Below are 26,968 nucleotides of genomic sequence, written 5' to 3'. Positions count from 1 at the left end.
GAAATACATCCGCCGGCGGTGCGAAACCACGCTCAAAATTCCAACGTCGTCAGCAACGACACCTGCCGTGCATCGCCGATCGACACGAAATACCGATTCACGCTCGACGGATAGTAGGTGCGGTTGAACAGATTCTTCACGTTGAGCTGAAGCTGAAGCTTCTGCTTGCCGATGCGCGTGCCGTAGGTCGCAAATGCGTCGGCGGTCGCATAGGCGGGCAGCGTGAAGCTGTTGGCCGAATCGCCCGGCCGGGCGCCGACATAGCGGCCGGACGCGCCGAGACGCAGATCGTCCCCGCCGAACACCGTGCCCACATCGTAGGCCGCCGTAATCGACGCGGTATGCCGCGCGACGTTCCATAGCCGGTTGCCGGCATACAGAGGGTCCTCCGTCGTCTTCGCATCGAGATACGCGTAGCTCGCCATCACGTTCCAGCGCGCGCCGAGTTGCCCCGATACGTCCAACTCGACGCCGCGCGAGCGCGCGCGGCCCGACGTCCGCCAGTCGGTCTGCCCGGTCGCGTCGTTGAATTGCGAAACGAGCACGTTCTTCTTGTCGATGTTGAATAGCGCCAGCGTGCCGGCCATGCCGTTCTTCATGTCGAGCTTCGCGCCAAGCTCCCACGACGTGCCCTGCTCGGGGGGCGTCGACGCGCCGATCACATAGCCGCCCGCCATCGGCGCGATCTTCGACGTGGGCTTGAGCGATTGCGTATAGCTGCCGTACAGCGACAGCGCGTCGTTCCACTTGTAGACGGCGCCCGCCCGCGGCAGCCATTTCGTGCCGGAGATGTCGGTGTTCGCGTTAAATGGCCGGCCACGCCCCGCGACCTGGTTGTAGCGCAAAAAACGCGCACCGCCGACCACGATCCACTTGTCGGTCAGATGCACGCTGTCCTGAAAAAATAGCGATTGGTCGTGCAGCGTATCGGTCTGATCGCTGTCCGACGCGGACACCTGGCTCGACGGCGAAATCCGCCCATAGACCGGATCTCGGTAATTGAACGGTGTCTTGATCGGCTGGCGCAGCAGATCGGCGCGATAGATCCGCCGGTATTCGCTATCGACGCCGATCTGCACATCGTGCCGCATGCCCGCGAGCGTCACATGCCCGTCGACATACGCGATCGCATAGCTGTCGACGCTGCGCGCGCCGTGCGTCGCATCGTTGCTGCGCGTCAGCGTGCCTTTGACGGGGTCCACCCCGGTCACGCGGATCTGATTCGCGTCATAGACTTCCCGGTTGTAGCTGTATCCGAAATGCGCGTTCCAGTCGGGGGCGAGTTGGTGATCGACCGTGAGCTGCGCCAAATTCGATTCACCGCGCATATCGTTGAACGGCTCGTCGAGCCGTGTGCGGCTGGAAATCGCAAGCGGCGCGTTGGTCCGCGGATCGAGCGCGGTGCCGCGGTCGAACGGCATCAGAAATCTCCGGTACTCGTAAGACAGCACGACCTGCGTATCGCGCCCGTACCAGGCGAGAGACGGCGCGACGAGCGTTTCGCGATGCTCGCCATAGTTGCGCCAGTACAACTCGTCGGTCTGATCGACGATCAGCCGATACGCAAGCTTCGAGTCGCCGAGCACGCCGGTCGAGTCGAGCCCGATCTCGCCGCCGTTCTTGCCGTGCCCGTATGTCGAGCCGCCCGCCCAGATCGCGTGACGGCGCGCTAGCTGCGGCTGCTTGGTGACGACGTTGATCACGCCGCCAGGGTCCATGATCCCGTATAGCAGCGATGCCGGACCTTTCAGCACCTCGACGCTGTCGGCCGTCGCATTCAGCGAGCGGCCCTGAACGATCGGCATTCCGTTGCGCATCACCGAGCCGTCGCGGTTGTCGCCGAAACCGCGCTTCATCACCGTGTCCTGCGTGCTGCCGAGCGTGTTGCCTTGCGTGATGCCGCTGACGTTCGCGAGCGCATCGTCGAGATTGCGCGGGCGCTGATCGCGCAGCACCTGCCGCGGCACGATATTGACCGCCTGCGGCACGTCGGAAAGCGGCGCGTCGCTGCGCAGCCCGGTTGCCTCGCGCGGCGGCCGGTAGCTGTCGGCATGCGGCTGGCTGCCGCGCACCGACACAGTGGGCAGCGTCATGTCGGCCGCCAGGGCCGCCGCCGACGGCGCGGCCGCCGCGCCAGGCAGCTTTTCGAGCGTATAACCGCCGTGCGGCTGTTTGACGGCGACGAGGCCAGTGCCGGTCAACAGCCGGTCGAGCGCTGACGGCGTATCGGCGCGGCCTCGCAGGCCAGGGCTTGTCAACCCGGCAGTCAGTTCGCCAGGGAACGCCAGCAGGATGCCCGCCTCGCGGCCGAAGCGGTTCAGCGCCGCTTCGAGCGGGCCGGCCGGGATGTCGTAGATGCGCGACGACGCGGCCGACGGCTCGGCCGCGGCCGCCTGAGCCGCGACGGAAATGGCCAGCGCCGAAAACAGCGTCGCTGCGGCCAAATTTACGGCGGCGGCCAGGCGGATGCACGACACGGCCGGCCGGCGGGCGCGCAGGGTTCGCGGACTCGGCGCCACGCCGAAAGTGGCGATTGCAGAATAAATCCATGATCGATGACTCGTTGGCGATGGGTGGAATGCAGCCTTCACCTCCCATGTCACGCGAGCATCGAAAACAGCTCACGCTGGGGCCGTCATCGAGTCGACCAGGCAGAAAATTTTTTACCGGACCAAACGATATCGAGCCATGCTGGCCGGCCCAACGACGCGCGCGCGGCCTGTCTTGCGGAAGCCGTTCAACGTGCCGTCACGCTCGCCGCGCCCACAGGTCGAACGCGCCGGGCCACTGCCACGCGGCCGCCTCGCATGCTGACGTGTATGCGCACCGCGTATGCGCGCTCGGCAATGTGAAACACATCGCCTAACCGCGAGCAGGCACGACCGTCACCCAATAGCGGGTTAAATAGTCGAGATCGATCGGCAACGTCGCACGCAGCGTCGCGAGGATGCGGTCGGGATCATCGAGCGGATACGTGCCCGACACGCGCAGGTTCGCGACCGCGCTGTCGCAGCGCACACGCCCGCGATAGTAGCGGCCGATCTCGGCGAGCAGATCGGCAAGGCGCAGATTCGACGCGACGAACATTCCGTTCACCCACGCGGCGGCATCCAGGCCGATCGGCTGCGCGGGCCGCGCGAGCGCGTCGCGCGTGAAATCCGCACGCTGGCCGGCGGCGATCACCGGGCCCATGCCGGCAAATCGCGCCGGCGCGATTCGCACCGCGCCTTCGAATACGTCCACGCGCGTCGTCGCGCCCCGGTCGCGCACCGCGAAACGCGTGCCGACCGGGCGCACGTCACCGTGCACGGTCGCGATCACCAGCGGACGCGGCAAACGGCGCACGCCGCCGGCGCCGTCATGGCCGCTCGTCACCATGATCTCGCCGCGCACCAGTTGCACGCGGCGCATCGCGTCGTCGAAACGGATGTCGATCGCGCTATCCGTGTTGACGACGACGATCGTGCCGTCGGCAAGATGAAGCGTGCGCCGCTCGCCGACGGCAGTGCGCACGTCCGCGACCCACACGCGCCACGGCGCGTAGCTGTTGGCCATCCAAGCCGCCCCGCCCGCGACCGACAGCGCGACCAGCGTTTTCGCGGCTGTACGGCGTCGCGCCTGCGCGGGCGGCGGCAGCAGCGCGGCACGCACGGCCTGCGCATTCAATCCGCTGGCGACGCGATCGAGCCGCCCATTGACCGCCTCGATATGCCGCCACGCGGCATCGTGCGCGGGGTCCTGCTCACGCCAGCGTGCAAGATCCGCGCGCGTCACATCGGTCGCCCGGCCCGAGCCGAGTTCGACCCACCATTCGACCGCGCGTCGCGCTACATGCGCGGGTACGGCGGGCGGCCCACTCATGCGGCGATCGCGAAATAGCATTGCGCGCCGGCCTTGACGAGGTAGCGCTTGACAGTCGCAAGCGACACGCTCAGTTCGGCCGCGATCTGCGCATGCGTCATGCCGTCGAGTTGCGCGAGCAGAAACGCTTGCCGGACGGCCGCAGGCAGCGTGTCGAGCATCCGGTCGATCTCGACGAGCGTTTCGAACAGGATCACGCGCGTCTGCGGCGACGGCGCCACGTCCTGCGGCCATTGCGCGAGCGCATCGAGATACGCGCGCTCGAGCCGCTCACGCCGCCAATAGTTGAACAGCACGCGCTGCGCGACTGTCGTCAAGAATGCGCGCGGTTCGAGCGCATTAATCGGCTCGGTACGCGCGAGCAGGCGCATGAACGTGTCGTGGACGAGATCGGCGGCCCGCTCGCTGCAGCCGAGCTTTTTCGTCAGCCAGCCGTGCAGCCAGCCGCGATGACCGGTGTAGAGCGCAGCGATTTCGTGCTGCAGTTGCAAAGGGTTGGCTGCCATGGACAGGATGCCGGCGTCGCGCCGGGATGTTAAATTGTAAATGAGAATGATTATTATATAAGAAATCGCAATCATGTCGCGAGACCAACTCGTGCCTGTGCGGCGCACCTTCTTTTCCGGTGGGTCGAAAACGCGGAAAACGACGCGCCGCCTTCCCCAGGATCGTGCATTTTTAGCGACAATCCGACGATTCCGGGGCGCACGAGTGCTCCCGCCCCCCGACTTGCCCCTCGTCCAATCCGCCTGACCGCCCATGCCTGCCATCACCCAGCCGCGCACCTACGGAATGTCCGAGCGAAGCGACCGCCTCGATTTCTATATTCGCGACGAAACCGTCCGCCGGGCCATCGCCGAGCCGCACCGGCATGCCTATTTCCAAATCCAGTTCAATCTCGGCGGCGACACCGAGCAGCGGATCGGCGACGCCACGCGGCCGTTTCCACGCGGCGCACTCGCGTTCGTGCCGCCGTATCGCGAACATCTGATTCCGCATCCGCCGGGCGCGCATTTCATTGTGATCAACTTTTCGCTGCCGTTCCTGCGGGCCGATCTCGATATCGATCCGCTCGATCTCGACAGCCTTCCCATGCAGCACACGCCAGAGCTTGCGCCGTTCCGGCTGCAGGAATCCATCGACTTCATTCTGACGGGCGCCTCGTTCGACCATGCGCGCCAACTCGCGCAACGCATGCTGGAGGCAGATCGCGCGCGCACGTTCGGCTCGGTGCCGCTGTTGCGCGGCTATCTGCTGCAACTGATCGGGCTCGTCTGCACGCAGTATGCGGACGCACTCGTAAAACTCGCGCACGAGGGCGCGCCGCACACGGGCCGCCGCGATGCGCTGGCACGCGCGTTGCGGCATGTGCGCACCCATCTGACGGACGAACGGCTCACGCTCGCCGGCACTGCGCGCGCCGCGTTCGTGACACCGAACTATCTTGCCCACCTGATCCGCAAGGAAACCGGCCGTACCTTCATCAATCTCGTCACCGAACGGCGGATCGCGCTCGCGCAATCGTTGCTCGTGCACACGATGCGCCGAATCGCAGATATCGCGCATGCGGTCGGGTTTCGCGACGAAGGTTATTTTTCGAGGCGCTTTCGCGCATGCGTCGGGGTATCGCCGAAAGATTATCGGGACGCGCATGCAACGGGCGGCGCGCGGCGCGCGGGTGATGCTGCCGCGCGTATGCCGGGCGATGCGCGTGCGTCCGGCGCACCGCACCCGCCGCGCGAATCGTATTTCTCGAGCACCCCGAATCGTTCGGACCACCCTCCCGCGCCGCGCATGCCGAATCATTCGCATACGCCGCCCCGCTCAAGCGCTTCGGAGCGCACGGACAATGCGCGCCTATCGAGCGCGCCGGAGTGTCGGCACGCGTCGCCGCGCCCAGATGCATCGCATTATCCGGGCGACTCCAATGCGTCAAATACTCCGGTATGTTCAGACATCCCGAACACCTCGTCTGCGCCAGCCCGCCGCCTCTGCGATCCGCTCACCCAACACGCATCGAAAAACGCAACACCGCACACGTAGTTTTGTCCATGAAGACGATACATTCGTCGCATCGGCACCCGCTTGGCGCTGCTATCGTCGACATGCGACACACCGCCTGCCTGCAACACCGGCGGTGACGCGCCCTTTTATCGTTACTTTCATCGCCTCCTTTGCGAAACCCCACCATGACCGAATACGTTTTCGCGCCGCCCGCCCCCCCTTGCGTCGAAATCGGCGGAACCGACGCCCGCTTTCCAGTGCGCCGCGTGTTCTGCGTCGGCCGCAATTACGCGGACCACGCCCGCGAGATGGGCGCCGATCCGGCCCGCGAGCCACCGTTCTTTTTCACGAAGCCAGCCGACGCGATCGTCGCGGCAAGCGGCACGGTTCCCTATCCGCCGCTCACGTCGGATTTGCACCATGAGATCGAACTCGTGATCGCGATCGGCCGAGCCGGCCGCGCGATTGCCGCGGATACGGCACTCGAGCACGTGTGGGGCTACGGCGCGGGCGTCGATCTGACGCGCCGCGACTTGCAGGCGCAAGCCAAGAAGCTGGCGCGCCCGTGGGACTGGGCGAAGGGCTTCGACGCGTCCGGCCCCATATCGGCGCTTTATCCCGCCACGTCGATCGGCCATCCGCAGCGCGGCCGCATCTGGCTTGCCGTCAACGGTGGCACACGCCAGCAAGGCGATCTCGCCGAGATGATCTGGCCCGTCGCCGACATCGTCAGCTATGCGTCGCACGCCGTCGAACTTCGGCCGGGCGATTTGATCTTCAGCGGCACGCCGGCCGGCGTCGGCGCGCTGCAACCGGGCGACCGCGTGACGGGAGGCGTCGACGGCGTTGCGTCGTTCGAGTTCGTCATCGGGATGAAGCCTACGATCTAGAGCCGCGAGCAGGCCGCGCACTGAAGCGGATCACGGCCCTTACGCCAGCCGCGAGCCGCGCTCGTGCGCCGCTTGGCGCGCGTCGCGCCGCATGGCGCTCGAACGGCCGCCGAATCCCGCGCACGAGCCCGCGAAGCGCGAAAACGGTATGATGTGCGGCCTTTCATAAAACTTACGATTACTTGATGACTGGCAATTCCTTCTGGTTCGCGGCTGTGTGGGCCGCACTGTTTGCCGCCGCGTTCGCGGCCGTCTGGCTTGGGCCGAAGCTGCGCTCGGCAAGCATCGGTCTCGGCGCACTGGCCTACGCAGGCGCGCTCGCGACCGGCATGCTGGCACCCGTCGCGCTTGCGCCCATCGCGCTGCTCGTGGCCGCTGCCTACGCGGTGGCGCCCGAGCGCAACCCATCCGTGCGCTACGCGGGCCACGCGCTGTTCGCCGTGCTCGCCGTCGCACTGATGCTGCACTGGCTGCCCGGCTTCCATAATCCACGCGTCATCGACTCGGTCCGTTTCACGCCGGACGCCGTACCGTTCTCGATGTATCTGAATCTCGACAAACCGCTCGTCGGCTTTTGGCTGCTGTGGGTGCTGCCGTGGCTGAGATCAGACGAACGCTGTGCGCGCACATGGCGCGTCGGCATCGGCGCGGCGGTCGCGACGTCCGCGGCCTGCCTCGTGTTCGCGCTCGGTGTTGGCCTCGTCGGCTGGGCGCCGAAATGGCCGGCATCGGGCTGGCTATGGTTCGCGAATAATCTGCTGCTCGTCTGCTTCGCCGAGGAAGCGCTGTTTCGCGGCTATCTGCAAGGCGGTCTGAGCCGGTTGTTGGCGAATCGCGTGCGCGGCGGCCACCTGTGGGCACTCGCGATCGCCGCGTTGCTGTTCGGCGCGGCGCACGCCGCCGGCGGCTGGCAATGGATCGTGCTCGCCGCTGCGGCAGGCGTCGGCTACGGGCTCGCCTATCGCGCGGGCGGATTGCGGGCCGCGATACTTGCGCATGCCGGCCTGAACGTCATTCATTTCGGACTGTTCACCTATCCGATGCTCGCCGCGGCGGCTTGACGCCGCCGGCTGCCGATCCGTGCCGGGCTTTCGCCGTCATGCTGGCGATTTCGGCGCCATTGCCCGGCGCGACGCTGATTTCCACTAGATTGACCACTTTAGGTCATCGAATTCGACAGGTGGTAAATCATGGTCAACCCCAGCGTAAACGAACTGACGCCTTCGTTTTCATTCCATGCGGCCAGTGCGGCCAATGCCGAGCCAAATGCTAATTTAAACCTGAAAAGCCGCAAGCCATCGACCAGCGGTGCGGCGCCTGCTCCAGCCTCTTCCGAACTGCGTGGCGGACTACCGCCGCGCAGCGCCACGCTTGGCTGGTCTTCCCAGCTGCGCCGCGCCGCGCCGATCATGCTCGATGCGTTGGCGTCGACGACCAACGCCATCAACGCATTGAAAAATCATTCCACGGGCAGCGGCTTACCCGCCGGCGTCAATCTGATCAACTCCGACCTGCCTTGGGCCGCGGGCTCGGCCATCAACCTCGGCCAACGGCTGGCGCAGACTCCATCGCAAGCGCCCCGGCGCGCCACGGAAAAGATCGCCGATTACAGCGCGCACGCATCGGACGGGTTGGCTACGCTGGCCGCCGCCGCGTCGGCCGCATCGACTATCCGCCCGGATACGTCGAACGATTCCGCCAGGCTCAGCGGCGGATTATGGGCACTCAGCGCCATTGCGAAAGGCATCCATGCGCTGTTCGATCAAAATCGAACCTGGCTCTCCCGTGGCTGCCAACTAGTCAGCGCGGCATGCGACGGCTTCGCGGGGCTCAACCTGATCGCCGCCCAAAACGCATCGGCGCGCGGGGATACCGCGGCATCGGCCGATCATGTGCTCAAGACCGCTGCTGGTTGGTCTGCCGGCACATTCGCCGCTGCGATGGGCCACGCGCTGCAAAACAGCCCCAGCGTTTATCCGTCCGCCGAAGCGAGCGTGCGCCCCCTTTGACGCAACGATCCCATCGGGGCCGACGGATGGATTCACGCAATTCCCGGCGATCGCGCAATCATGCTGACGCCAACCGGCTTGGGCAAACCCGAACCAACCAAACGATTCGATAAAGCCTCTCTACCACGCGACGGATATCGGGCATCTCGGCACAGTGCGCCGCCCATACCCCCCGCCAAACGTCGAACGTCGCCGAACCGCAGGCGGCGGCGTGCGAGATCGCTGCCCGGCGCGCGGCGACGTCGGCCGCGACAGCGCGCGGCCAGCATTCGACGTCATGCCGATACACCGCGCGCATCGGCTCGGACACAGCAGAAGCAGGCGTCATGCGCGGCCGTGTCGCCCGCACGCCCTTGGCCACTCGGCCCGGCGCGGCATGCCGGATCGGCCATCGGAGCGCGGACAGGCCGCCGCACGGCCCATGCGCGGCATGGCACACTGATCGTTGCGCTCCGATATGTCGGCGCCGACCCGCCTGCTAGAATGTCCCGCTTGCGCCCGCTTCGATCAAGGACATCATATGCCGGCTTCATCGCCCACTCTTGCGCGCTGGACACTCGCCGCACCGCTCGCCGCTTGGCTCGTGCTCGCGCTGTCGCGCGTCGTGCCCGCCGAGGGTTTCGCCATTGCATTCGTTGCCGCGGCACTCGCGGGCGCCGTGTTCGCCGCAGTCCATCACGCCGAAGTCGTCGCGCACCGGGTCGGCGAGCCGTTCGGCACGCTCGTGCTCGCGATCGCCGTGACGGTGATCGAGGTCGCGCTGATCGTATCGGTGATGCTGTCGGGCGGCCCGGAAAAATCCGGGCTCGCGCGCGATACGGTCTACGCCGCGGTGATGATCGTCAGCAACGGGATCGTCGGGCTATGCCTGCTCGTCGGAGGCTGGAAGCACGGCGAGCAGGACTTCCAGGGACGCGGCGCGGCCAAGGCGCTCGCGGTGCTGGCGTCGCTGTCGGTACTCTCGCTTGTGATGCCCAACTATCTGAGCGCCGCGCCCGGCCCGCATTTCTCGACGTCGCAGCTCGCGTTCGCGGGCGTGTCGTCGCTCGTGCTTTACGGCATGTTCGTGTTCGTTCAGACGGTTCGCCATCGCGACTATTTTCTGATCACCGACAGCGCCGACGAATCCGTTCACGCGGTGCCGCCATCCGGCCGCACCGCGCTCGTCAGCATCGTATTCCTGTTGTTGAGCCTCGTCGCGGTCGTGCTGCTCGCGAAGCTGCTGTCGCCGGCGGTCGAGCGCACGGTGATGCGGCTCGGCGCGCCGGAAGCGGCAGTCGGCATCGTGATCGCCGCGCTCGTGCTGCTGCCGGAGGGGCTTGCCGCCGTCGGCGCCGCGCGCGCGAACCGGCTGCAAACCAGCATGAATCTTGCGCTCGGCTCGGCGCTCGCGAGCATCGGGCTCACGATCCCCACCGTCGCCGCCGTGTTCATCTGGACGGGCGCGCCGCTCACGCTCGGCATTGGTGCAATGGAAACCGTGCTGCTGTCGCTCACGCTGCTCGTCAGCACACTTACGCTGAGCACCGGGCGCACGACCATGCTGCATGGCGTCGTGCATCTGTCGCTGTTTGCCGCGTATCTGTTCCTGTCGATCACGCACTGACGCAACCGCGCCGCGCATCGCACACCCTGCCGCCAAGCGGCGGCGGGCTCACCCGGCGTGCTGCGCGTGAGCAAACGCCCGCGCCGAAACGCGCATTACACGATTTCGCGCTTAGCCCGCGCCACCCGCTTCGCCGCCGCGCTCATCCGGTCGAGTTCCGTCAGATCGTTTTCGAGCATCGGCGTGAGCGTCGTGCGCAGATGATCGAGGAACGTGCGGATTTTCGCGTCGAGATAGCGGCGCGTCGCGTATACCGCATAGACACTCAGCGTATCGAGCCGATAGTTCGGCAACACGCGCACAAGCCGCCCTTCACGAAGATCATCGAGCGCCGTGTACAGTGAAATCGAGCCAATGCCGCGCCCCGCGCGCAGCACGGCGCGCATTGCATCCGGCACGTTCACCTGGAACGTCGCGGGCGGCAAATCGTAGGTCGTCACCTCGCCATCGTCGCCTTCGAGACGCCACGTGCCGCCCGGCGACGCAGGCGTATCGAGCCGCAGGCAAATGTGCTTGGCAAGCTCGTCGGGCGTCTTGGGCGCACCGCGCCGCTCAAGATACTCGCGCGATGCGACGAGCACGCTGCAACTCGCCCCGCAAGTCTGCGCGACATAACCCGAATCGGGCAGATGGGCGGCCGACACGATCGACACATCGTACCCTTCCTCGATCAGATTCGGCACCCGCTGCGCGAGCGTCAGCTCGACCGACACGTCCGGATTGTCCTCCTGATAGCGCACGATCGACGCCACCACGTGGGTTTGTCCGAGCCCCGTCATCGCGTGAATCCGCAGCTTGCCGGTCGGCCTCAGCAGCGCGTTGCGCGCCTCCGCGTTCGCGTGATCGATCTCGGCGAGAATCGATTTCGTGCGTTCGAAATAGCGCTGCCCGCTTTCGGTCAACCCGAGATGGCGGGTCGTCCGGTGCAGCAAACGCGTCTGCACGTGCGCTTCGAGATTCGAGACGGCGCGCGAAACCTGGGCCGTAGTCGCATCGATTTCGCGGGCGACGGCGGTGAAACTGCCTGCTTCGACGACGCGCACGAACAAGCGCATGTTTTCGAGCATGTCCATTGGATGGGTATGACGAGTAGCGGGGAAACGATGGCCGGCGGCAGCAATGGTTGGCGCACACCGCTGAATGCGGCCCTGGGTCGATACGCTGATCGATAATCGGCCGAACGGATGCGCGGGCCATTGGGCAAGCTAAGGGCGGGCATCGCGGACGGCAATTATTTTGAATTCGTCAGAATCGGATGCGGCGCATTGTACGCCGATGCATCGGAACGCGCGCTGCCGAGCGCTCATCAAGCGCGTGATTCGCCGCCTGACGGACATTACGACCGAGCGCCCGCACCCGCCCCGCAACATGGCAAAGCGCTCCATTGGCCCGCCCGCCAGATCGGAATTATCCGATGTTCGTCACGGCCTTCTAACGATTCGCGGTAAGCGCCCGGCGGCAGCCGCAGCCGCCGTCAACTAAAAAGCCGCCGGCGCCCCATCCCGGCGCCGGCGCGCTCGATCGCCCAGCGGCGAATTCGTTACCGAAACAACGCACTGAGCAAGCGTTTGCAAGCGCCAAGCAAACCTCGCTGCTTCGGCTCGCGGATATCGGGCGAAAGCAGCGCGTCGTAATACGCCCGCGATTCATTCAGGTGAGGCAAATCAGAAACGAGAAGTGCGAAATGCATGGTGTGCGTCCTGGTTCATTACGTTGAAGTAAAGCGCTCGCGCAACGAACCGGGGCAAGCAGCGCGGCATCTCAGGCAGCTCGAGAAGGCGGCGTGCGGCGTGCGAAACGGTTTGTCACACGAACCGACCACGAAAAGCGTCGAGGTGTCGACATAAGGGGTAAGGGTCACTGTCGTCGGGCATTGATCCTCCTTCATCACGTGCTTGCGCATGCGTCAACGCCCGCACCGTCGCGACGTGCGCGGCGCGGGCAAGGTGTGCGCCGCATCGGCGGCACACCGATGCCGCACAGGCCAATCAATACGAAGCGCGAAAGCATTGAAATCGCGTAGCGTCATGCCGCGACGCGCGCCGTTCGCCTACTAGCGGAACGACGGCTGGAATGATGAAGCGGAAAACCGGCAGGCGTTCTGCATGTCAGGCGGGAAAACCTTGCGAATATGACTATCGCTGTTCAAAACGTAAGCCCGTGATCTGAACGTTCGGCCAGTGTAAGGACGCCTGCATCGACCGTCAAACAAATAAGGCACCCTGAACAATCTATGACAATTCTGGCGATCGATTTGAAGGTGCTTAACAGACATTGCGCCGCCACTTTGCGATGATGAACTCAAACAGCGACGGGGCCACCGTTAGCACGAACCCTACGCCAAGCGGCCATCAGAGCCGTGGCGTAGGCTGACGGTTTCGATCGCATCTTTCATTCTTTTTCCGTCCCGCATCTTCTTTGCTTCCTTCGCTTCGCAGAGCCAAATTTCATCGTTTGGCAAGCGCCTTAACAACTTGTTTCCGAATCCACGGAACATTGGCGCAATTCCGCACTCCATTTCATCGCAGTACCCGTTAAGAACCGAATCGTGAATCACGACCAGAAGGAGATAACATGAAATACTTACCGCTGATCGCGTTGGTTGCGGCAACCTCCGCCATCGCCGCGCCGGCCGCTGACGTTCAAAACGTCGGACAAAGCCAAAAGCCGGCCGAAGAAGTCGCAACCTGCATCGCGAAGACCTGGGCCGACAAGGCGCAGCAGCAGGTCGTCTCGCAATATGAACTCGCGAACGGTCTGGCAACGGACGTCTACGTGCCGGGGCAGCAGCCGCCGAATGGCGCAGCCGCCGTCGTGCGTCCGGCGTTCGCCAGCAACGCGAAGACCTGGGTTGGCTTTCGCAGCGGCAGCGGCTCGGCCGGCGGCGCAGCCGCAAGCGACATCAACAGCTGTCTGTAATGCTTGAGATGCCGGCTCCCGCCGGCATCGAAGACGTGCCGGCGCAGGCTGTACAGCAATGCGCGCCGGCGCGTCGATCAGCGGGAAGCCGCACATGAATCGCGCGCTTTGTCCCGCAGCGGCGCCTACGCCGCGCCCCTGTCACCTTCCACCCCCTCCCGCCCTGCCCTGAACGTGCCTGCGTCGCCGTTAGACGCCCGGAAATCGCCCGCCCATGAGGATTACACGTGCCCCGCTCCGCGCGCTTCGAGCATCGCGGCACGCCGTGCAAGGCTTGGTGCCGGCCAAACTTCGCCCAAACGCATAGTATTTGGGTACGGCGCGCGCTTTGGGCGGCAAGACCAGCCAGGGCTGCTTCGAAGACGTAAAAATATGAATGTCCGGCGGCAGCCGATCGGGCTCATCGAGCGCGCCAACGCGAACGAACGACACCAGCTCGCCGCCGCCCGCATAATGCCCCCACCGCCACGCGACATGGCGGGCAACGCACGATCGTTTGCCTCTTGCCAATCTGCGAACGCATGCGCGCGCTCGATCTCGCCATGTAACAACAACAGCCTGGCGGATTCGATCAATGCGCGCAGCGCGAACGATGCGCCCGTCTGCCGCTGGCGCCAGCAGCAATGGCAGCAATGCACGATGAGCAGCGCGCCGGTCATCCGGCAACGTACCGCGCGACAAGTGCAGCCGCCTTCGTAAAACGAGGGCTTTTCGGCCGGCATGTGCCGCCTCGCTTGAAAGGGCCCGATCGACGGCGGCGCGCGCCGATGATCATCCCGCCGCGCGCGGCTCCAGTGAAGCGCAATATGCTTGCGATGCAAACGCGGCCTCGCCTTCGCCGTGCAACGAAAGCGCGAAAGTCCGGCGGAACGATGGCATGATATCGACCTTGCGCGTCATTACCCACCTGCACTCAGTTATGTCGAATCTGATCGTCCACGGCGGCGCCCCGCTTCGTGGGGAAATCACCCCGTCCGCCAACAAGAATGCCGTTTTACCCATCCTATGCGCGACGCTCCTCACCGATCAGCCGCTCAGGCTCATCGGCGTGCCGGACATCACCGACGTCCGCAAGATTCTCGAGATTTTCCGCACGCTGGGCAGCGACGTATCGATCGACTATGCAACGGGCGTGCTCGATCTGCACCATCGCGAAACGCGGTTCGATCCGGCCGTGCACCGGCTGCCGGAAGAAATGCGCTCTTCCATCATGCTGGTGCCGCCGCTCGTCGCGCGCTTCGGCGTCGCGCGGCTCGAAAACGACGTCAAGGGCTGCACGCTCGGCGTGCGCGAAATCGATCCGCACGTCGAAGTGTTCGAACGCTTCGGCGCACGCATCGAGCGCACCGCGGATTCGCTGATCGTGCGCGCCGACGGCCCGCTCACGCCGAATCATCACTGGCTCGACTATGCCTCCGTGACGACCACCGAGAATTTCGTGCTGTGCGCGGCATCGGCCGGCGGCGTGTCGACGCTCGTCAACGCCGCCTCGGAGCCACACGTGCAGGAGTTCTGCCGGTTTCTCGCGATGCTCGGCGTGCCGATCGACGGCATCGGCACATCGCACCTCAGCGTGCAGGGCGGCCGCCCGCTCAGCGGTGGCGAGCACCGCTTCGCCGAGGATTTCCACGAAATCGCCACTTTCCTCGCACTCGGCGCGATTACGGGCGGCGACATCGCGGTGCGCAACGGCTCTCCCGAGCAGTTTCCGCTGATCGACCGGACCTTCGCGAAGTTCGGCGTGCAAGTCAAGCACGAGAACGGCTGGTCGCATGCGCTGCGCGACGGCCCGCTGAAGGTCAAACAACCGTTTACCCGCAACATTCTGACGAAAGTCGAAGCGGCGCCGTGGCCGTACCTGCCCGTCGACCTGCTGCCGATCTTCGTCGCGCTCGGCGTACAAGCGCAGGGAAGCGTGATGTTCTGGAACAAGATCTACGACGGCGCGATGGGCTGGACAGGAGATCTGTCGAAATTCGGCGCGCATGTGTTCCAGTCCGATCCGCACCGCCTGATCACGTTCGGCGGGCTGCCGCTCGGCCCGGCGCGGGTCGAGAGCCCGTACATCATCCGCGTCGCGATCGCGCTGCTGATGGTCGCATCGAGCATCGACGGACGCTCGGAAATCCTCAACGCCCAGCCGATTCGCCGCGCGCACCCACATTTTGTCGAGAACCTGCGCTCCGTCGGCGCAAACGTTGAATGGACCAGCAGCGAATGACGGCCGCCTAGCGGCCGCCCGAGCGGGCCAGGCATGCGCGTGGCCCGCCCTTGCTCGCCCCGCCTCACCTCATCTCGCCTCAAGAAGGCTTGCATAAAACAGTACCTTGCATAGAACAATAGTGGCTGCTATAGTGCAACCACGTTTTCCAAGGTCTAAGCTGCCACGCTGTATCATGCATTACACAATACCTTGCAACGCAGGTTAAACCGATCGGCATGAAGACCCAACTGAAGAAAGGCACGCTCGACATGTGCGTTCTCGCGGTGCTCGCACGTGGCGACAGCTATGCATATGAATTGGTATCGACGCTGTCGGCCACGATGGAAATCAGCGAAGGCACGATCTACCCGCTGATGCGGCGTTTGCAAGGCGAATCGTGGGTGTCGACCTACCTCGTCGAATCGAATTCGGGGCCACCCAGAAAGTACTACTCGGTCACGGCCGAAGGACGGCGCGCGCTGCGTGAAATGGAAGACGAATGGCGCAGCTTCGTCGACGAAGTCAACGGCGTATTGGGCTTGCCCGGCCCGGCAGCGGACGATAAGGAGTCGAGATGAAACAGGATGCGTTCATTCAGCAATTGCGACACGAGCTGCGCAGTCTGCCCAAGGAGGCAATCGACGAGATCGTCGCCGATTATCGGGAATACATCGGCGATGCGATCGCGGCCGGGCGCAATGAGGAAGACGTGATCGCCGCGCTCGGCGATCCGGCCAGGCTCGCACGCGAGCTGAAAGCACAGGCGAATTACCGGCGCTGGGAAAAACGCCGCTCGTTCGGCAACTTGATGCGAGTCGTCGGCTCGATCGCCGGGCTCGGCCTGCTGCACCTGGTGCTGCTCGTGCCGCTCATGCTCTACATGCTGGTGCTCACGGCCGGCTATATCGCCTCAGGCGCGCTCACGGTGGCCGGGCTGGTCGCGCTCGCGCTGTTCGGCAGCCACGCGCTGCTCGGCAAGCCGGCCGAGACGGCACCGTTCAACATTCATTTGTTCGACGGCGACGCCAAGCATCGCGACGCCAGCCACGGCACGCTGACGCTCGACGACATCGACGCGCTGAAGGTGGTCGGCGATCGCTACCGGCTGATGCTCGACAACGGTACGCGCATCTCGATCGTGACGTCCGCAGGCCCGATCGTCCTGCGCCTGCAGGACGACAAGCCCGTGATCGACACGCCGAGCGAAGCCGCGCGCAAGCTGCTCACGCCCGATGGCGATGCCGCGTTCACGATCGCGCGCCGCGACGTCATCTCGCTCGAGCTTCACACCGACGACGGCGATCGCGTGTCGCTTGCGCGCACCGGCCGCGACAATCCATCGACCATTTGGAGCATGGCCAGCGACGACGGCAAGACGGCGAGCTTCACCGAAGACGAGCACGGTAAAACCACCGGCGCGGCCATTCATGACGGACCGGCATCGGTCGCGATCGAGAACGGACAGATTGCTATCGACACGGCGAACCAGCATGTGCACATCGTCGCGTCGAACATCAACGCGCTTTCCAGCTACTCGTCACGCGCGTCGCTCGCGATGCTGCCGATCGGTATCGCCGGCCTGTTGTTCTGCATATGGCTTACTCGTATCACGTGGCGCGCGCTCGCCCGCTACGTCAGGCGGCAGATCGGCGTGATCTCGGCCAGCCTGGAGCGCGACGCGTCGGTTTGAGCGGCCGGCGCGCCGAACCTGAGCCCATCTTCGCTTCGCCTCAAGCAAGGAGACCAACATGAGCATCGAATATTTGAGACTCATTCATCGGAACGCCCGGCCGTCGCCGCTTGCCGCCCTGCCCCATCCGGACGGCCGCATGGTCCGCATCGCACGCATCGGCGGCTGGCTTGCGAACGGCTGGCAAGCCGCCTGCGCACAACCGCTGCTGTGGCTGAACATCATGCTGCTGTGCGCGGACATCGCAACGCTCGCGCAACTCGCCCCGGTGCTGAGCCCACTCGCACTGCTGCTTGTGCCGTATGCGGTCGGCATCCTGATTGTTGCGCAGCATCGCGCGCAATCCGGGCGTGCTGCCACGTTCAGCGAAATCAGGTCGATCGTGATCGCGCGGCGCGACGCGCTGATCGTCGTTGCATTCGCGATGCTTGCGTACTGGGCGATAGCCTATGTATTCGCCATCGGCATGCGGGACATCTTGCAACCGATTGCCGCGTCGAACGACGTGCGCGCATTCGCGCAGGCGCCGCGCGGCATGATCGAGATTGCGCCCGGCGTGCCGGCGCTGGTCATCGCGCTCGCCGCGAGTGGATTCGCGCCCGCGCTGGTGGTACTGCACGATGCATCGCCGCTCGAAGCGATGACGGCAAGCCTGAAGGCCGCCGCACTCAATTGGCGGATCGCGCTCGCCTGCGTGCCTGCATTCGTTTGCGCCGCCGCGCTGCTGCCGACGATGAGCGCGATGCTGCGCGCGCTCGTCGCAACTCCGCTCGTCACGGCACTGCCGCTGCTGGCAATCTACGGCGGCTACCGCGACATATTCGTCGAACGTCGTTGATGCCGAACGGCCGCGACCTCGCAGGCGCCGTTGCAGTTACAGCGCCATATCCTGCGCCGCTTTCGCGGGGCGCGGCGCGGCCGGCGCGGCCGCGCGCGGCGGCGCGCTCAAGTCGATCTGCGGCGGCGGCGTGAGTTGCAGCACATCGCTCGTTTCGGCCCACTCCCGATAGACCTTGGCCGGATCGTCGTTGAGCTTGGTTCCGTAGCTAGGCACGATTTGGCGAAGCTTGTCCTGCCATGCCGGAGTCGCGACCTTGTCCTTGAACACTTTTTGCAACAGGCTCAGCATGATCGGCGCGGCGGTCGACGCGCCCGGCGAAGCCCCGAGCAAGCCCGCGATGCTGCCGTCCTTCGCGCTGACGATCTCGGTGCCGAGCTTCAGCACGCCGCCCTTCTCACTATCGCGCTTGATGATCTGCACGCGCTGGCCAGCCTGCCACAAGCGCCAGTCTTCCTTCTTCGCATTCGGGAAATACTCCCTCAGCGCGTTGAAGCGGTCGTCGTCGGATAACATCAACTGCCCCGCGAGATATTCGACGAGCGCGAATTCGTCGACGCCCACATGCATCATCGGCATCACGTTGTGCATATTGGCACTCTTGAGCAGGTCGAAATATGAGCCCTGCTTCAGAAATTTCGTCGAGAATGTCGCGAACGGCCCGAACAGGATGATTTTCTTACCATCGATGATTCGCGTGTCGAGATGCGGCACCGACATCGGCGGCGAGCCGACCGACGCCTTGCCATAAGCCTTCGCGAGATGCCGGCGCACGATATCGGGATTGTCCGTCACGAGAAACGAGCCGCCAACCGGGAACGCGCCGTAATCCTTCGCTTCGGGAATGCCTGACGCCTGCAGCAGCCGCAACGCGCCGCCGCCCGCGCCAATGAATACGAACTTCGCATCAACGTCCCGCCCGTCGCTGCCCGTCTTCGTATTCACGTAAGCCACATGCCACGTGCCGTCGGCATTGCGCTTGATCTCGCGCACCTCGCTCGACAGCGACAGCGCGAAATTCGGCTGGCTCTGCAGATAGCCGACGAACTGGCGCGTGATCTCGCCGAAGTTCACGTCGGTGCCGATCGGAGTCCAGGTAGCCGCGACTCTCTGCTTCGGATCGCGGCCCTCCATCATCAACGGCACCCACTTCTTGATCTGTTCGTAGTCCTCGGAATACTGCATGCCTCGGAACAGCGGGCTCGCCTGCAATGCTTCGTAGCGCTTCTTCAGATAGCGGACATTGTCGTCGCCCCAGACGAAACTCATATGCGGCGTCGAGTTGATGAACGAGCGCGGGTTCTTCAGCACGCCGTTCTTCACCTGCCACGCCCAGAACTGGCGCGACACCTGGAATGCCTCGTTGATTTCGATCGCCTTCGAAATATCGATCGAGCCGTCCGGCTTTTCGGGCGTGTAGTTGAGTTCCGCAAGCGCGGAATGGCCGGTGCCGGCGTTGTTCCAGCCGTTCGAACTCTCCTGCGCAACGCCGTCGAGCCGCTCGATCATCATCATCGACCAGTCGGGCTGCAATTCGTGCAACCACACGCCGAGCGTCGAACTCATGATCCCGCCGCCCACCAGCAGCACGTCCACCTTCTTCGTCTCGGCCGCCTGCGCGGACAGCGCGGTCAACGATACCACCCAACCCGTTACCACCCAGCGTATTGTTCTCAACATCTCGATAAACTTCTCTCTATGGCACACAACCCGCCGCCCGACGCACGTCTGGCGACAGACGCCGACATCCGCGTCCGCCTGCCAAACCCGGACGAAAGGGGCGAAGAATAGAATCAAAAACTCAATAAATCAACGATAACCCCGTGAAAGACAGGCTTTGCGGCCTCGCGCAGCCGTTCGTAACCACTGATGGTAACCGCTTATGGTTTGCGCTCGTGCGAAGCCCGGTGTCCGCACGGCGGCATCGGTATGGATACGGCCCGCCCGGCCTTACGTTACCACCGCTTGCGGCCAGTCTACCGGCCGGCAAGGTGCTCGCCGCCAATCGGCATTGCCGTGCCGCCGACGATCGCAACAATGGTCGAACCCGTGTCGGCGGATATGTCGGGGGGCGCCGCCAGCCTATGCGGCACATTGCAGCAAACGGAGAGTCATGGGCACGGCGATAACGCGCGCGGCAGCAACACCGGCAACGCAGGCGTGCGCCGCGCGTGCTTCAAATTCTTCCAGCCGCCGGGCGCGCGCCCGGCGGCTCGTCGAGCGGTTGGTTCGGCGCGCGGGATGCGAACGTTACCGCGCGGCGCGCAGCTTCGCGACGTCCTGATCAGTCACCTGCTTCGCGCCCGGATTGCCGAACCGCTGGGTCAGGTAATTCGTGAGCGCGGCGATTTGCGCATCCGACAATTCATAGCCAAATGCCGGCATCCCGACATCGTTGCTACCCGCCTTGCGCTGCACGCCATGCAGAATCACTTGCACCAGATTCGTCGGATCCGACGCGCCCACCGTCGAATTGTGAAACAGCGGCGGATAGTAGCCGTCCGGCGTGCCCTTGCCGCGCATCTGGTGACATGTCGCGCAGTTGCCCAGGTAAAGCCGCGCCGGATCGACCCCCGCCGACGACAGCGCGACACCGCGCAACTTCACACCGTCGTTCGTCGGCTTGCCCCATGACGAGCGCGACTGCTTGCTGCCGTCGCTCACCGCCGGCACCGTGCGGATATACGTCGCGATCGCGCCGAGGTCCGCATCCGTCATTCGCGAGAAGCTGTGCTCGATCGCTTCGGCCATCGGGCCCGCCGCCTGTGCCAGGCCCGGCACGCTACCGGTGCGCAGGTACTGGACGAGCTGCGGTTGCGTCCAATCGCCGATCCCCGCGTTCCGGTCCGACGTGATGTTGTAGCCCTCCCAGCCGGCCAGCACCGAGCCCGACAGGAAACTGCCGCCCGTCTCGTCCAGCGACTTCTCCTGCATGGCCACACCGCGCGCCGTGTGGCACGTCCCGCAATGCGCGAGCCCCTGCACCAGGTACGCGCCGCGATTCCACTCGACACTCTGATTCGGCTTGACCTGATATGGGCCGTCCTTCAAGAACATCGCGTTCCAGATCTTCAACGGCCAGCGCATATTGAGCGGCCACGGAATCTCGTTGCTCGGCGGCGCCTGCTTGACCGGCTCGACGCCGTGCATGAAATACGCATACAGCGCCTTCACGTCGTCGTCACTGACCTTCGCATACGACACATAAGGCATTGCCGGATATAGATTGTCGCCGTTCTTGGACACGCCGTGACGCACCGCGCGCTCGAAATCCTCGAACGTCCACTTACCGATGCCGTTGTCCGCATCCGGCGTGATGTTGCTCGTATAGATCTTGCCAAGCATCGGCACCGGCATCGGCAGCCCACCCGCGAACGGCTTGCCGCCCTTTGCAGTGTGACAGGCCATGCAGTCGCCCGCGACCGCCAAGTAGCGGCCCCGCTCAACGAGCGCCGCGTCGCCCGAGGCGGCGGCCGACGGCGCGACCGCTGCAACGGCGGGCGCGGCCGCCGCCGGCGACGACGCCGCGCCCGCTGCGCTCGACAAACCCGGCCATGCAAGGCAACCGGCCAGCACGAAGGAAAGAGTATGTTTCAGCACGTCAGATTTCCTTCTTCAACTGATCCGAAATTCGCAGCGCCAATGCCGCGATCGTCAACGTCACGTTCACCGTGCCCACCGTCGGCATCGTCGCGCTGCTCGAGATGAACAGGTTCGCGTGATCAAACGTTCGGCAGTCCTTGTCGACCACTGAGTCGCGAGGGTCCGCGCCCATGATCGTCGCGCCCGTGATGTGGTTGTTCGGTGCAAATTCGTCGTTGAACACCACGTCCGTGCCGCCCAGCACCTTCGCCGCCGTCGCGTATACCTCGCGCGTATGCACGGCGCCACGCTTCACATAATCGTCGATCCGATAAGTGATCTCCGGACGCGCGATGCCGATCGCATCCGTTGCGCTCCTGCTCGGCACGATCCGGTTCTCCGGCTGCGGCAGGATCTCGTGGAAGCAGTCGAACTGCACGTAGCGCGCCGAACGGTCGCGGATCTGCGCATCCAGTTCGGCCGGTTTGATCAGCTTGCCGCTCTTGAAAATCTTCTGCGTTTCCTGATCGATCCGCGACAAGTTCGACAAATGGATTTTCTTCCCTGCCTGCGTCGCGCGGAACGCGCCGTCGCGAAAACCGATCAGTGACGTCATTTCCTGCGGGCCGCGCCCCGGCCACAGCTTCTCGCTCGCATAGAACGACACGCCGGTACCGGGATGGTCCATCAGATTGCGGCCCACCATGTCGGAGCTATTGCCCACGCCGTTCGGGAAATCATGGCTCGTCGACATCAGCATCAGCTTCGGCGTCTCGATCCCGTTGGCCGCCAGCACGAAGTACTTGCCCTCGACGCGGTGCTCGACACCCTGCGGGTCCTTGTACAGCGCCGCCGTGATCTTCTTCTGCGCGCCGACTTCGAGTTTGTAGACCACCGCGTTCTCGATCAGCTTCGCGCCCGCGCGCTGCGCTTTCTCGACATGCACGATCCCGTTGTACATCGCGCCGATCGGGCAGATCGGCATGCAGTTGTTGTTGCCGCAGCAGGTCGGCCGGCCGTCGTATGGCCGGCTGTTGCGCGCCACCGGCTCCGTCACCACATGGAAAGACGCATCGTGCGCGTTCAACGCTGTCTTGATCGTCTGCTCGTTATACGACAGCGGCAGCGGCGGCATCGGATACGGCTGGCTGCGCGGCGAACCCAGGTCCTCTTCAGCCCCCGGTCCCCAGACGCCCAACTCCTCCTCGGCGCGTTGATAGTAGTGCTCGAGATCGCCATATTGAAGCGGCCAATCGCGCCCCACGCCGTACACCGTCTTGATCTTGAAGTCGTTCGGCAGAAAGCGCCACGCCGACGCGGCCCAGTGCCACGTCGTGCCGCCCACGGCGCGGATGTACTGCGAATTGAACTTGTGCTCGCCTTTCAATACCAGGTAATCGTTCGGCGGGCCGTATTCCGGATGCGGTGCCCATGCCGTCGACGGATACGGCGCCATGAAATCCATCTTGTCCGCCTGGTTGCGAAAGCGCTCGACGATCTCGCCGCGCGGCAGCCTCGGGCCCGCTTCCAGCAAAATCACCGACTTGCCCGCCAACGCGAGCTGATGGGCGACGATCGCACCCGCGACGCCCGAGCCGACCACGACGACATCGGCTTGTTGTGTATCGGCCATCAGGCTTGCCTCTCGATCGGTTTGTCGGCCCAGAATCCGGGCTTGTTGGGGCAGTAAGAGCGAACCACCAGCGTATCGGACACGACGCTGAACATCAGCGCGTCCTCATATATGATCACCGCGTTGTCGACGAGCCCGGTGTACCACGCCTCCAGGATCTTCAGCGCGACAGCTTCCTGCTCGGCGGTGAGCGTATTCGATGCGAGCGCGCCCGCAAGCTTCGGCAACTGGTCGCCGAACGACAGCGAGCCCTTCTGCAACGCCGCCAGCAACCGCTCGCCGACGGCGCGATCGAGCCCGGTCTTGCCCGTCAATGCTTCGGACAACGTCATGAATGCGTCGAGTGGCGCCTTGCTCGGCGTGTCGGCCAGCGCCCGCAAGGTCAGCGAGCCGGCGAGGCTCGCCGCCGTCAGCGCCAGCGCGCCTTGCAGCCATTGGCGCCGGGTGAGCCCGCCCGCGGCAGGCCCGGCGGCGTCGTCCGAGCGACGCGTATGGGGGGTGATGTCGTTGTTCATTGTTCCTTCTCTCTTGCACCGAATACGGGAAAACCTATCTTGATATTTCTCAAACTTCGATGCGGACTCGAAATGTACGCGCTCGCCGCGATTTGAACAATCCCCTCCAGCGATCTAAATATCGCCAGTTTTTTGCAACAATATGAGTTCTAGCCGTTTTTGCGTTTCTAGCAAGAAATTATTTCGCTCCAGCGTATTGCACAATTCCCGTCGCCCCGTCACGAACAAATCTCGGCGGCGCCTCCCTGCAGTTCAGTACTGCGCACGATCGCTCGGGCTGCGGAAAAGCGCCCGCATTTCCGGTGACAGCGGGTAATTCAGATTCAGCCCGCGCGGCGGGATCGGCTGCGTAAACCATTTGTCGTAGAGCTTTTCGGCATCGCCGGAGGTCTGCATCCTCGCGATCACCATGTCGATCAGCTGCTTGAATGCAGGGTCGTCCCTGCGCATCATGCATGCGTAGTTCTCGTGAACGAGCGGCGTGCCCGTCACCTGGTACGCGAACGGGTTCTTCTCCTTCGCCAGTTCGCCATACAACAACGGCTCGTCCATCACGAACGCCGCCGCCCGCCCCGTCGTCACGTTCATGAACGCTTCCGCGTGATCCTTCGCGCTGATGATCGTCATGTTCATGGCCTTGTCTTCGTTGAGCTTGCGCAGCAGCCGCTCGTCGGAAGTTCCGGCCGTCGTCGCGACGGTCTTGCCCGCGAGGTCGCCGAAATCCTTGATGCCCGAATCCTTGCGGGTACTGAAGCGAATGCCATACAAGAAAATACTGTTCGAGAACGCCGCCTGCTTCTGCCGCTCAAGCGTATTCGTCGTCGACCCGCATTCGAAATCGATCGTGCCGTTCTGCACCAGCGCAATACGGTTCTGCGACGTGATCGGAATCTCCTTGACGATAAGCGCTGGTAGTTTCAACTGCCGCTTGATCTCGTCGATGATCTTCGCCGCGATGTCGCGTGAATAGCCGATGTTCTTCTGTTGGTTGTCCGAATATGAGAACGGCACCGATGATTCGCGAATGCCGAGCCCAACAACGCCAGTCTCCTTGATCTTCTTCAGCGTGCCGGCCAATTCCTGCGCATGCGCAACGCCCGCCGCAACGCAAACAACGGCGGCCGCGATCCATTGCAAATTCAATCGGATGCCCATCCTTGTCTCCTGAAGGGGTGAACGAAAACCGATCGTAATGCGATCAAAAAGCACTCGGCCATCGATCCGTCCGTTATACGCCGCAACGAGGCAATTTCTACGGCGCCGGGCCGTCTCGATCGGCAATATCTGCCGCTGCGCCATCAAGAAATCTTGATCCCTGCCGTTACCCGCATCAAAGCCCCAATCGGACAAATCCGCGCCGATCACGAGGAGCCCGAACCAACCCGTTCAGCCCCAGCGATAACCCAGGCGCCATGAATCGAACCCGCAACCAAGCCGACAAGACGCGGCCCGGCCAACTCCACGCATTCGCCGGCGCTGTCTCGCTGTGCATCCTCGCCGCGCTGTCCGGCTGCGGAGGCGGCGACGGAAGCGGCACCGCGTCGCCGGCAGCACAACCGATGCCGGCCCCTTCCACGCCACCGCCCACGCCGGCGCCTTCGCCGCCCTCGCAAGCCGCCCCCCGCCAAATACGACCGTCTATTACGCCGCCATGCAAATCTCGCCGAATGCCCGCAACACATCGATTACGCCGACGAGCGTGCGCCCGCCCGCCCGCGAGAGTCGATCATCTGATCGTCAAGCTGCGCAAAGCGGCTACCACATCCACCGCACCCGCAAGGGCGCGCATCATGGCCGAGGCGAGCAGCGCGGCGCGCATCGACGCCGTTATCCAGCGGGTTGCCGCACAATGGAGCGGCAAACAGAGAGCCGCGTCCGCCTACGCGCAACGCAGCGCATCGGGCTCGATACAGGCTGAGCGCACGACGTCCGACGGCGCGATGCTGATCGCACTCGGACAAAAACTGAATGCCGACACCACCGATACGCTTGCGCGAGCATTCGCATCCGATCCGGATGTCGCCTACGCGGAGCCGGATCACCGCGTGTTCGTCGATGCGACGCCGACCGATCCCGCCTATCGTCAACAGTGGAATGCGTCCGATCCGACCGCAGGCATCGATCTGCCCGCCGCATCGTCGACCACGGCTGGCTCGTCCGCCATCGTCACCGCCGTACTCGATACCGGCTACCGGCCGCACCCGGACCTCGCCGCGAACCTGCTGCCCGGCTACGACTTCATCTCCACATCGACTTCGGCGCATATGTCACATTGAACGTGCCGGGTACAGATATTCTTTCGACGTCCAACACAGGCGCGACGACGCCTGATCAAGACACCTACAGCGTGCGCACCGGCACGAGTTTCGCCGCGCCACAGGTGGCGGGCATCGCCGCGCTGATGCTCGCGGCCAATCCGGCTCTGACGCCCGCACAAATCGCGCAGAAGCTCACGAGCACCGCACGAGCGCCTGCGGCGAGCGTATCGTGTCTCGCCCGGGCGCCGGGCGCCGGAATCGTCGAGGCGGGGCGGGCCGTTGCATCCGCAACCCAATGATGGACAACGCACGCCGCGGCCAACACATATTCGCGTGCGTCACACTCCGCTCGGCGATCACGCCGCCGAGCGCGGCGCAGCGCTCGCAAACGAACCGCGGCCCACACGTCAACCGGCCGTAAAAAACTTGACGCTTCGCACACCGACCCATTACCATCGCCCCGTCTTAATATCTGGAGCGTTCCGTGAACCCCGATGCGAGTTGTAGTCGGTTCCACACCGGCTCAACTGCTGACTGAGGCATTCGCGCAGAGCCCCCCCGCTTCTGCCGCATCCCGGCCAGCAGGATGCGGCGTCTTTCAGGCCACTGCGGCCCGACCTTCCCGCGACGATTTCTTGAACGAACCATACCCGCGCCCTCACGCGCGGGCACGCGTTCGCCCGCACGCGTATGGCCGTCGCCATGCGCACCATTGCATGCGCACGGCTTCGCACGCTCAATTGCACCGCGTGCGTGTACCGCGCCGCGCCGACCGCGGATGCGCGATTGCGCCAAACCAACCTTCGATAGGAGTCCGGATGGAAGCAGACGACAGTAGCCGATTACCGCTCGCCGGTGCGACAGCGCACGACGCACGCGTCGCGCCATCTGCGCCGGCGGGCCTTCCCTACCTCTTTGCCATTCAGCCGAACGCGCGCGGCGCGAAGCGGCGGGACGCGC

The 26,968-nt window shown here is 64.4% G+C and carries 18 protein-coding genes and 3 pseudogenes; 11 read left to right on the top strand and 10 right to left on the bottom strand.

Going from position 1 to position 26,968, the window contains the following annotated elements:
- Window positions 1–32: 32 nt before the first annotated feature.
- The 3 genes from WS68_RS23470 to WS68_RS23460 form a co-directional block, all read right to left on the bottom strand.
- Entirely contained in the window at window positions 33–2,498 is a 2,466-nt protein-coding gene (locus WS68_RS23470) for a TonB-dependent siderophore receptor (RefSeq protein ID WP_059573159.1), read from the bottom strand.
- A gap of 364 nt (window positions 2,499–2,862) precedes the next feature.
- Window positions 2,863–3,861, bottom strand: a complete 999-nt coding sequence (locus tag WS68_RS23465; RefSeq protein WP_059573028.1) for a FecR domain-containing protein — start codon at window positions 3,859–3,861, stop codon at window positions 2,863–2,865.
- Window positions 3,858–4,367 (bottom strand): sigma-70 family RNA polymerase sigma factor, encoded by a 510-nt coding sequence (locus tag WS68_RS23460; protein ID WP_059573027.1) that lies wholly within the window; start codon window positions 4,365–4,367, stop codon window positions 3,858–3,860. Before WS68_RS23460 ends, WS68_RS23465 begins: the two co-directional genes overlap by 4 nt.
- Window positions 4,368–4,653: 286 nt before the next feature.
- Between WS68_RS23460 and WS68_RS23455 the strand changes: the two are divergent.
- From WS68_RS23455 to WS68_RS23430, 5 genes and pseudogenes are all read left to right on the top strand, one after another.
- Window positions 4,654–5,550 (top strand): annotated as a pseudogene (locus WS68_RS23455) (helix-turn-helix transcriptional regulator); the annotation flags it as partial.
- Between the two features lie 500 nt (window positions 5,551–6,050).
- Window positions 6,051–6,755, top strand: a complete 705-nt coding sequence (locus WS68_RS23450; protein WP_059573026.1) for a fumarylacetoacetate hydrolase family protein — start codon at window positions 6,051–6,053, stop codon at window positions 6,753–6,755.
- A gap of 185 nt (window positions 6,756–6,940) precedes the next feature.
- Window positions 6,941–7,816 (top strand): CPBP family intramembrane glutamic endopeptidase, encoded by an 876-nt coding sequence (locus WS68_RS23445; protein ID WP_059573025.1) that lies wholly within the window; start codon window positions 6,941–6,943, stop codon window positions 7,814–7,816.
- Between the two features lie 129 nt (window positions 7,817–7,945).
- On the top strand, window positions 7,946–8,764 hold the full coding sequence (locus WS68_RS23435; RefSeq protein ID WP_156429634.1) for a hypothetical protein: 819 nt from the start codon (window positions 7,946–7,948) through the stop codon (window positions 8,762–8,764).
- A gap of 520 nt (window positions 8,765–9,284) precedes the next feature.
- Window positions 9,285–10,370, top strand: a complete 1,086-nt coding sequence (locus tag WS68_RS23430) for a calcium:proton antiporter (RefSeq protein ID WP_059573022.1) — start codon at window positions 9,285–9,287, stop codon at window positions 10,368–10,370.
- A gap of 95 nt (window positions 10,371–10,465) precedes the next feature.
- Here WS68_RS23430 and WS68_RS23425 read toward each other — a convergent pair whose 3' ends face one another.
- Entirely contained in the window at window positions 10,466–11,443 is a 978-nt protein-coding gene (locus WS68_RS23425) for a LysR family transcriptional regulator (RefSeq protein WP_059573021.1), read from the bottom strand.
- Between the two features lie 1,501 nt (window positions 11,444–12,944).
- Between WS68_RS23425 and WS68_RS23420 the strand changes: the two genes are divergently transcribed.
- Window positions 12,945–13,289, top strand: a complete 345-nt coding sequence (locus WS68_RS23420; protein ID WP_059573020.1) for a hypothetical protein — start codon at window positions 12,945–12,947, stop codon at window positions 13,287–13,289.
- Window positions 13,290–13,510: 221 nt separating this feature from the next.
- Here the strand turns inward: WS68_RS23420 and WS68_RS29105 are convergent.
- A pseudogene (locus WS68_RS29105) lies at window positions 13,511–14,011 on the bottom strand (GFA family protein).
- Between the two features lie 197 nt (window positions 14,012–14,208).
- Between WS68_RS29105 and WS68_RS23410 the strand changes: the two are divergent.
- From WS68_RS23410 to WS68_RS23395, 4 genes are all read left to right on the top strand, one after another.
- The gene (locus WS68_RS23410) at window positions 14,209–15,510 is read left to right on the top strand and encodes a UDP-N-acetylglucosamine 1-carboxyvinyltransferase (protein WP_059573018.1); all 1,302 of its coding nucleotides are present in this window, start codon (window positions 14,209–14,211) and stop codon (window positions 15,508–15,510) included.
- A gap of 218 nt (window positions 15,511–15,728) precedes the next feature.
- Window positions 15,729–16,070, top strand: coding sequence for a PadR family transcriptional regulator (locus WS68_RS23405; protein WP_059573017.1), 342 nt, complete (start codon window positions 15,729–15,731; stop codon window positions 16,068–16,070).
- Window positions 16,067–17,182: a DUF1700 domain-containing protein gene (locus WS68_RS23400; protein ID WP_059573016.1), complete on the top strand. Its 1,116-nt coding sequence runs from the start codon at window positions 16,067–16,069 to the stop codon at window positions 17,180–17,182. The genes WS68_RS23405 and WS68_RS23400 overlap by 4 nt, the downstream gene beginning before the upstream one ends.
- A 58-nt stretch (window positions 17,183–17,240) precedes the next feature.
- Window positions 17,241–18,020: a hypothetical protein gene (locus WS68_RS23395; protein ID WP_059573015.1), complete on the top strand. Its 780-nt coding sequence runs from the start codon at window positions 17,241–17,243 to the stop codon at window positions 18,018–18,020.
- A 36-nt stretch (window positions 18,021–18,056) separates the two neighbouring features.
- On the opposite strand, the gene mqo is transcribed toward WS68_RS23395, so the two are convergent.
- The 5 genes from mqo to WS68_RS23370 form a co-directional block, all read right to left on the bottom strand.
- Entirely contained in the window at window positions 18,057–19,700 is a 1,644-nt protein-coding gene (gene mqo, locus WS68_RS23390; RefSeq protein ID WP_059573014.1) for a malate dehydrogenase (quinone), read from the bottom strand.
- Window positions 19,701–20,270: 570 nt separating this feature from the next.
- A complete protein-coding gene (locus WS68_RS23385) occupies window positions 20,271–21,620 on the bottom strand; it encodes a cytochrome c (RefSeq protein WP_059573013.1) in 1,350 nt (449 codons plus the stop codon).
- Between the two features lies 1 nt (window position 21,621).
- Entirely contained in the window at window positions 21,622–23,235 is a 1,614-nt protein-coding gene (locus WS68_RS23380; protein ID WP_059573012.1) for a GMC family oxidoreductase, read from the bottom strand.
- On the bottom strand, window positions 23,235–23,750 hold the full coding sequence (locus WS68_RS23375; RefSeq protein WP_059573011.1) for a sugar dehydrogenase complex small subunit: 516 nt from the start codon (window positions 23,748–23,750) through the stop codon (window positions 23,235–23,237). Before WS68_RS23375 ends, WS68_RS23380 begins: the two co-directional genes overlap by 1 nt.
- Before the next feature lie 252 nt (window positions 23,751–24,002).
- Window positions 24,003–24,905: a glutamate/aspartate ABC transporter substrate-binding protein gene (locus WS68_RS23370; protein ID WP_059573010.1), complete on the bottom strand. Its 903-nt coding sequence runs from the start codon at window positions 24,903–24,905 to the stop codon at window positions 24,003–24,005.
- A 257-nt stretch (window positions 24,906–25,162) separates the two neighbouring features.
- Here WS68_RS23370 and WS68_RS26755 point away from each other — a divergent pair.
- Window positions 25,163–26,307, top strand: a pseudogene (locus WS68_RS26755) (S8 family serine peptidase).
- Window positions 26,308–26,968: the final 661 nt, after the last annotated feature.

This window comes from Burkholderia sp. TSV86 (assembly GCF_001522865.1).
Taxonomy (GTDB): domain Bacteria; phylum Pseudomonadota; class Gammaproteobacteria; order Burkholderiales; family Burkholderiaceae; genus Burkholderia.
Note: the sequence above shows the minus strand (reverse complement) of the source record. Positions and strands in the feature narration are given on the sequence as shown.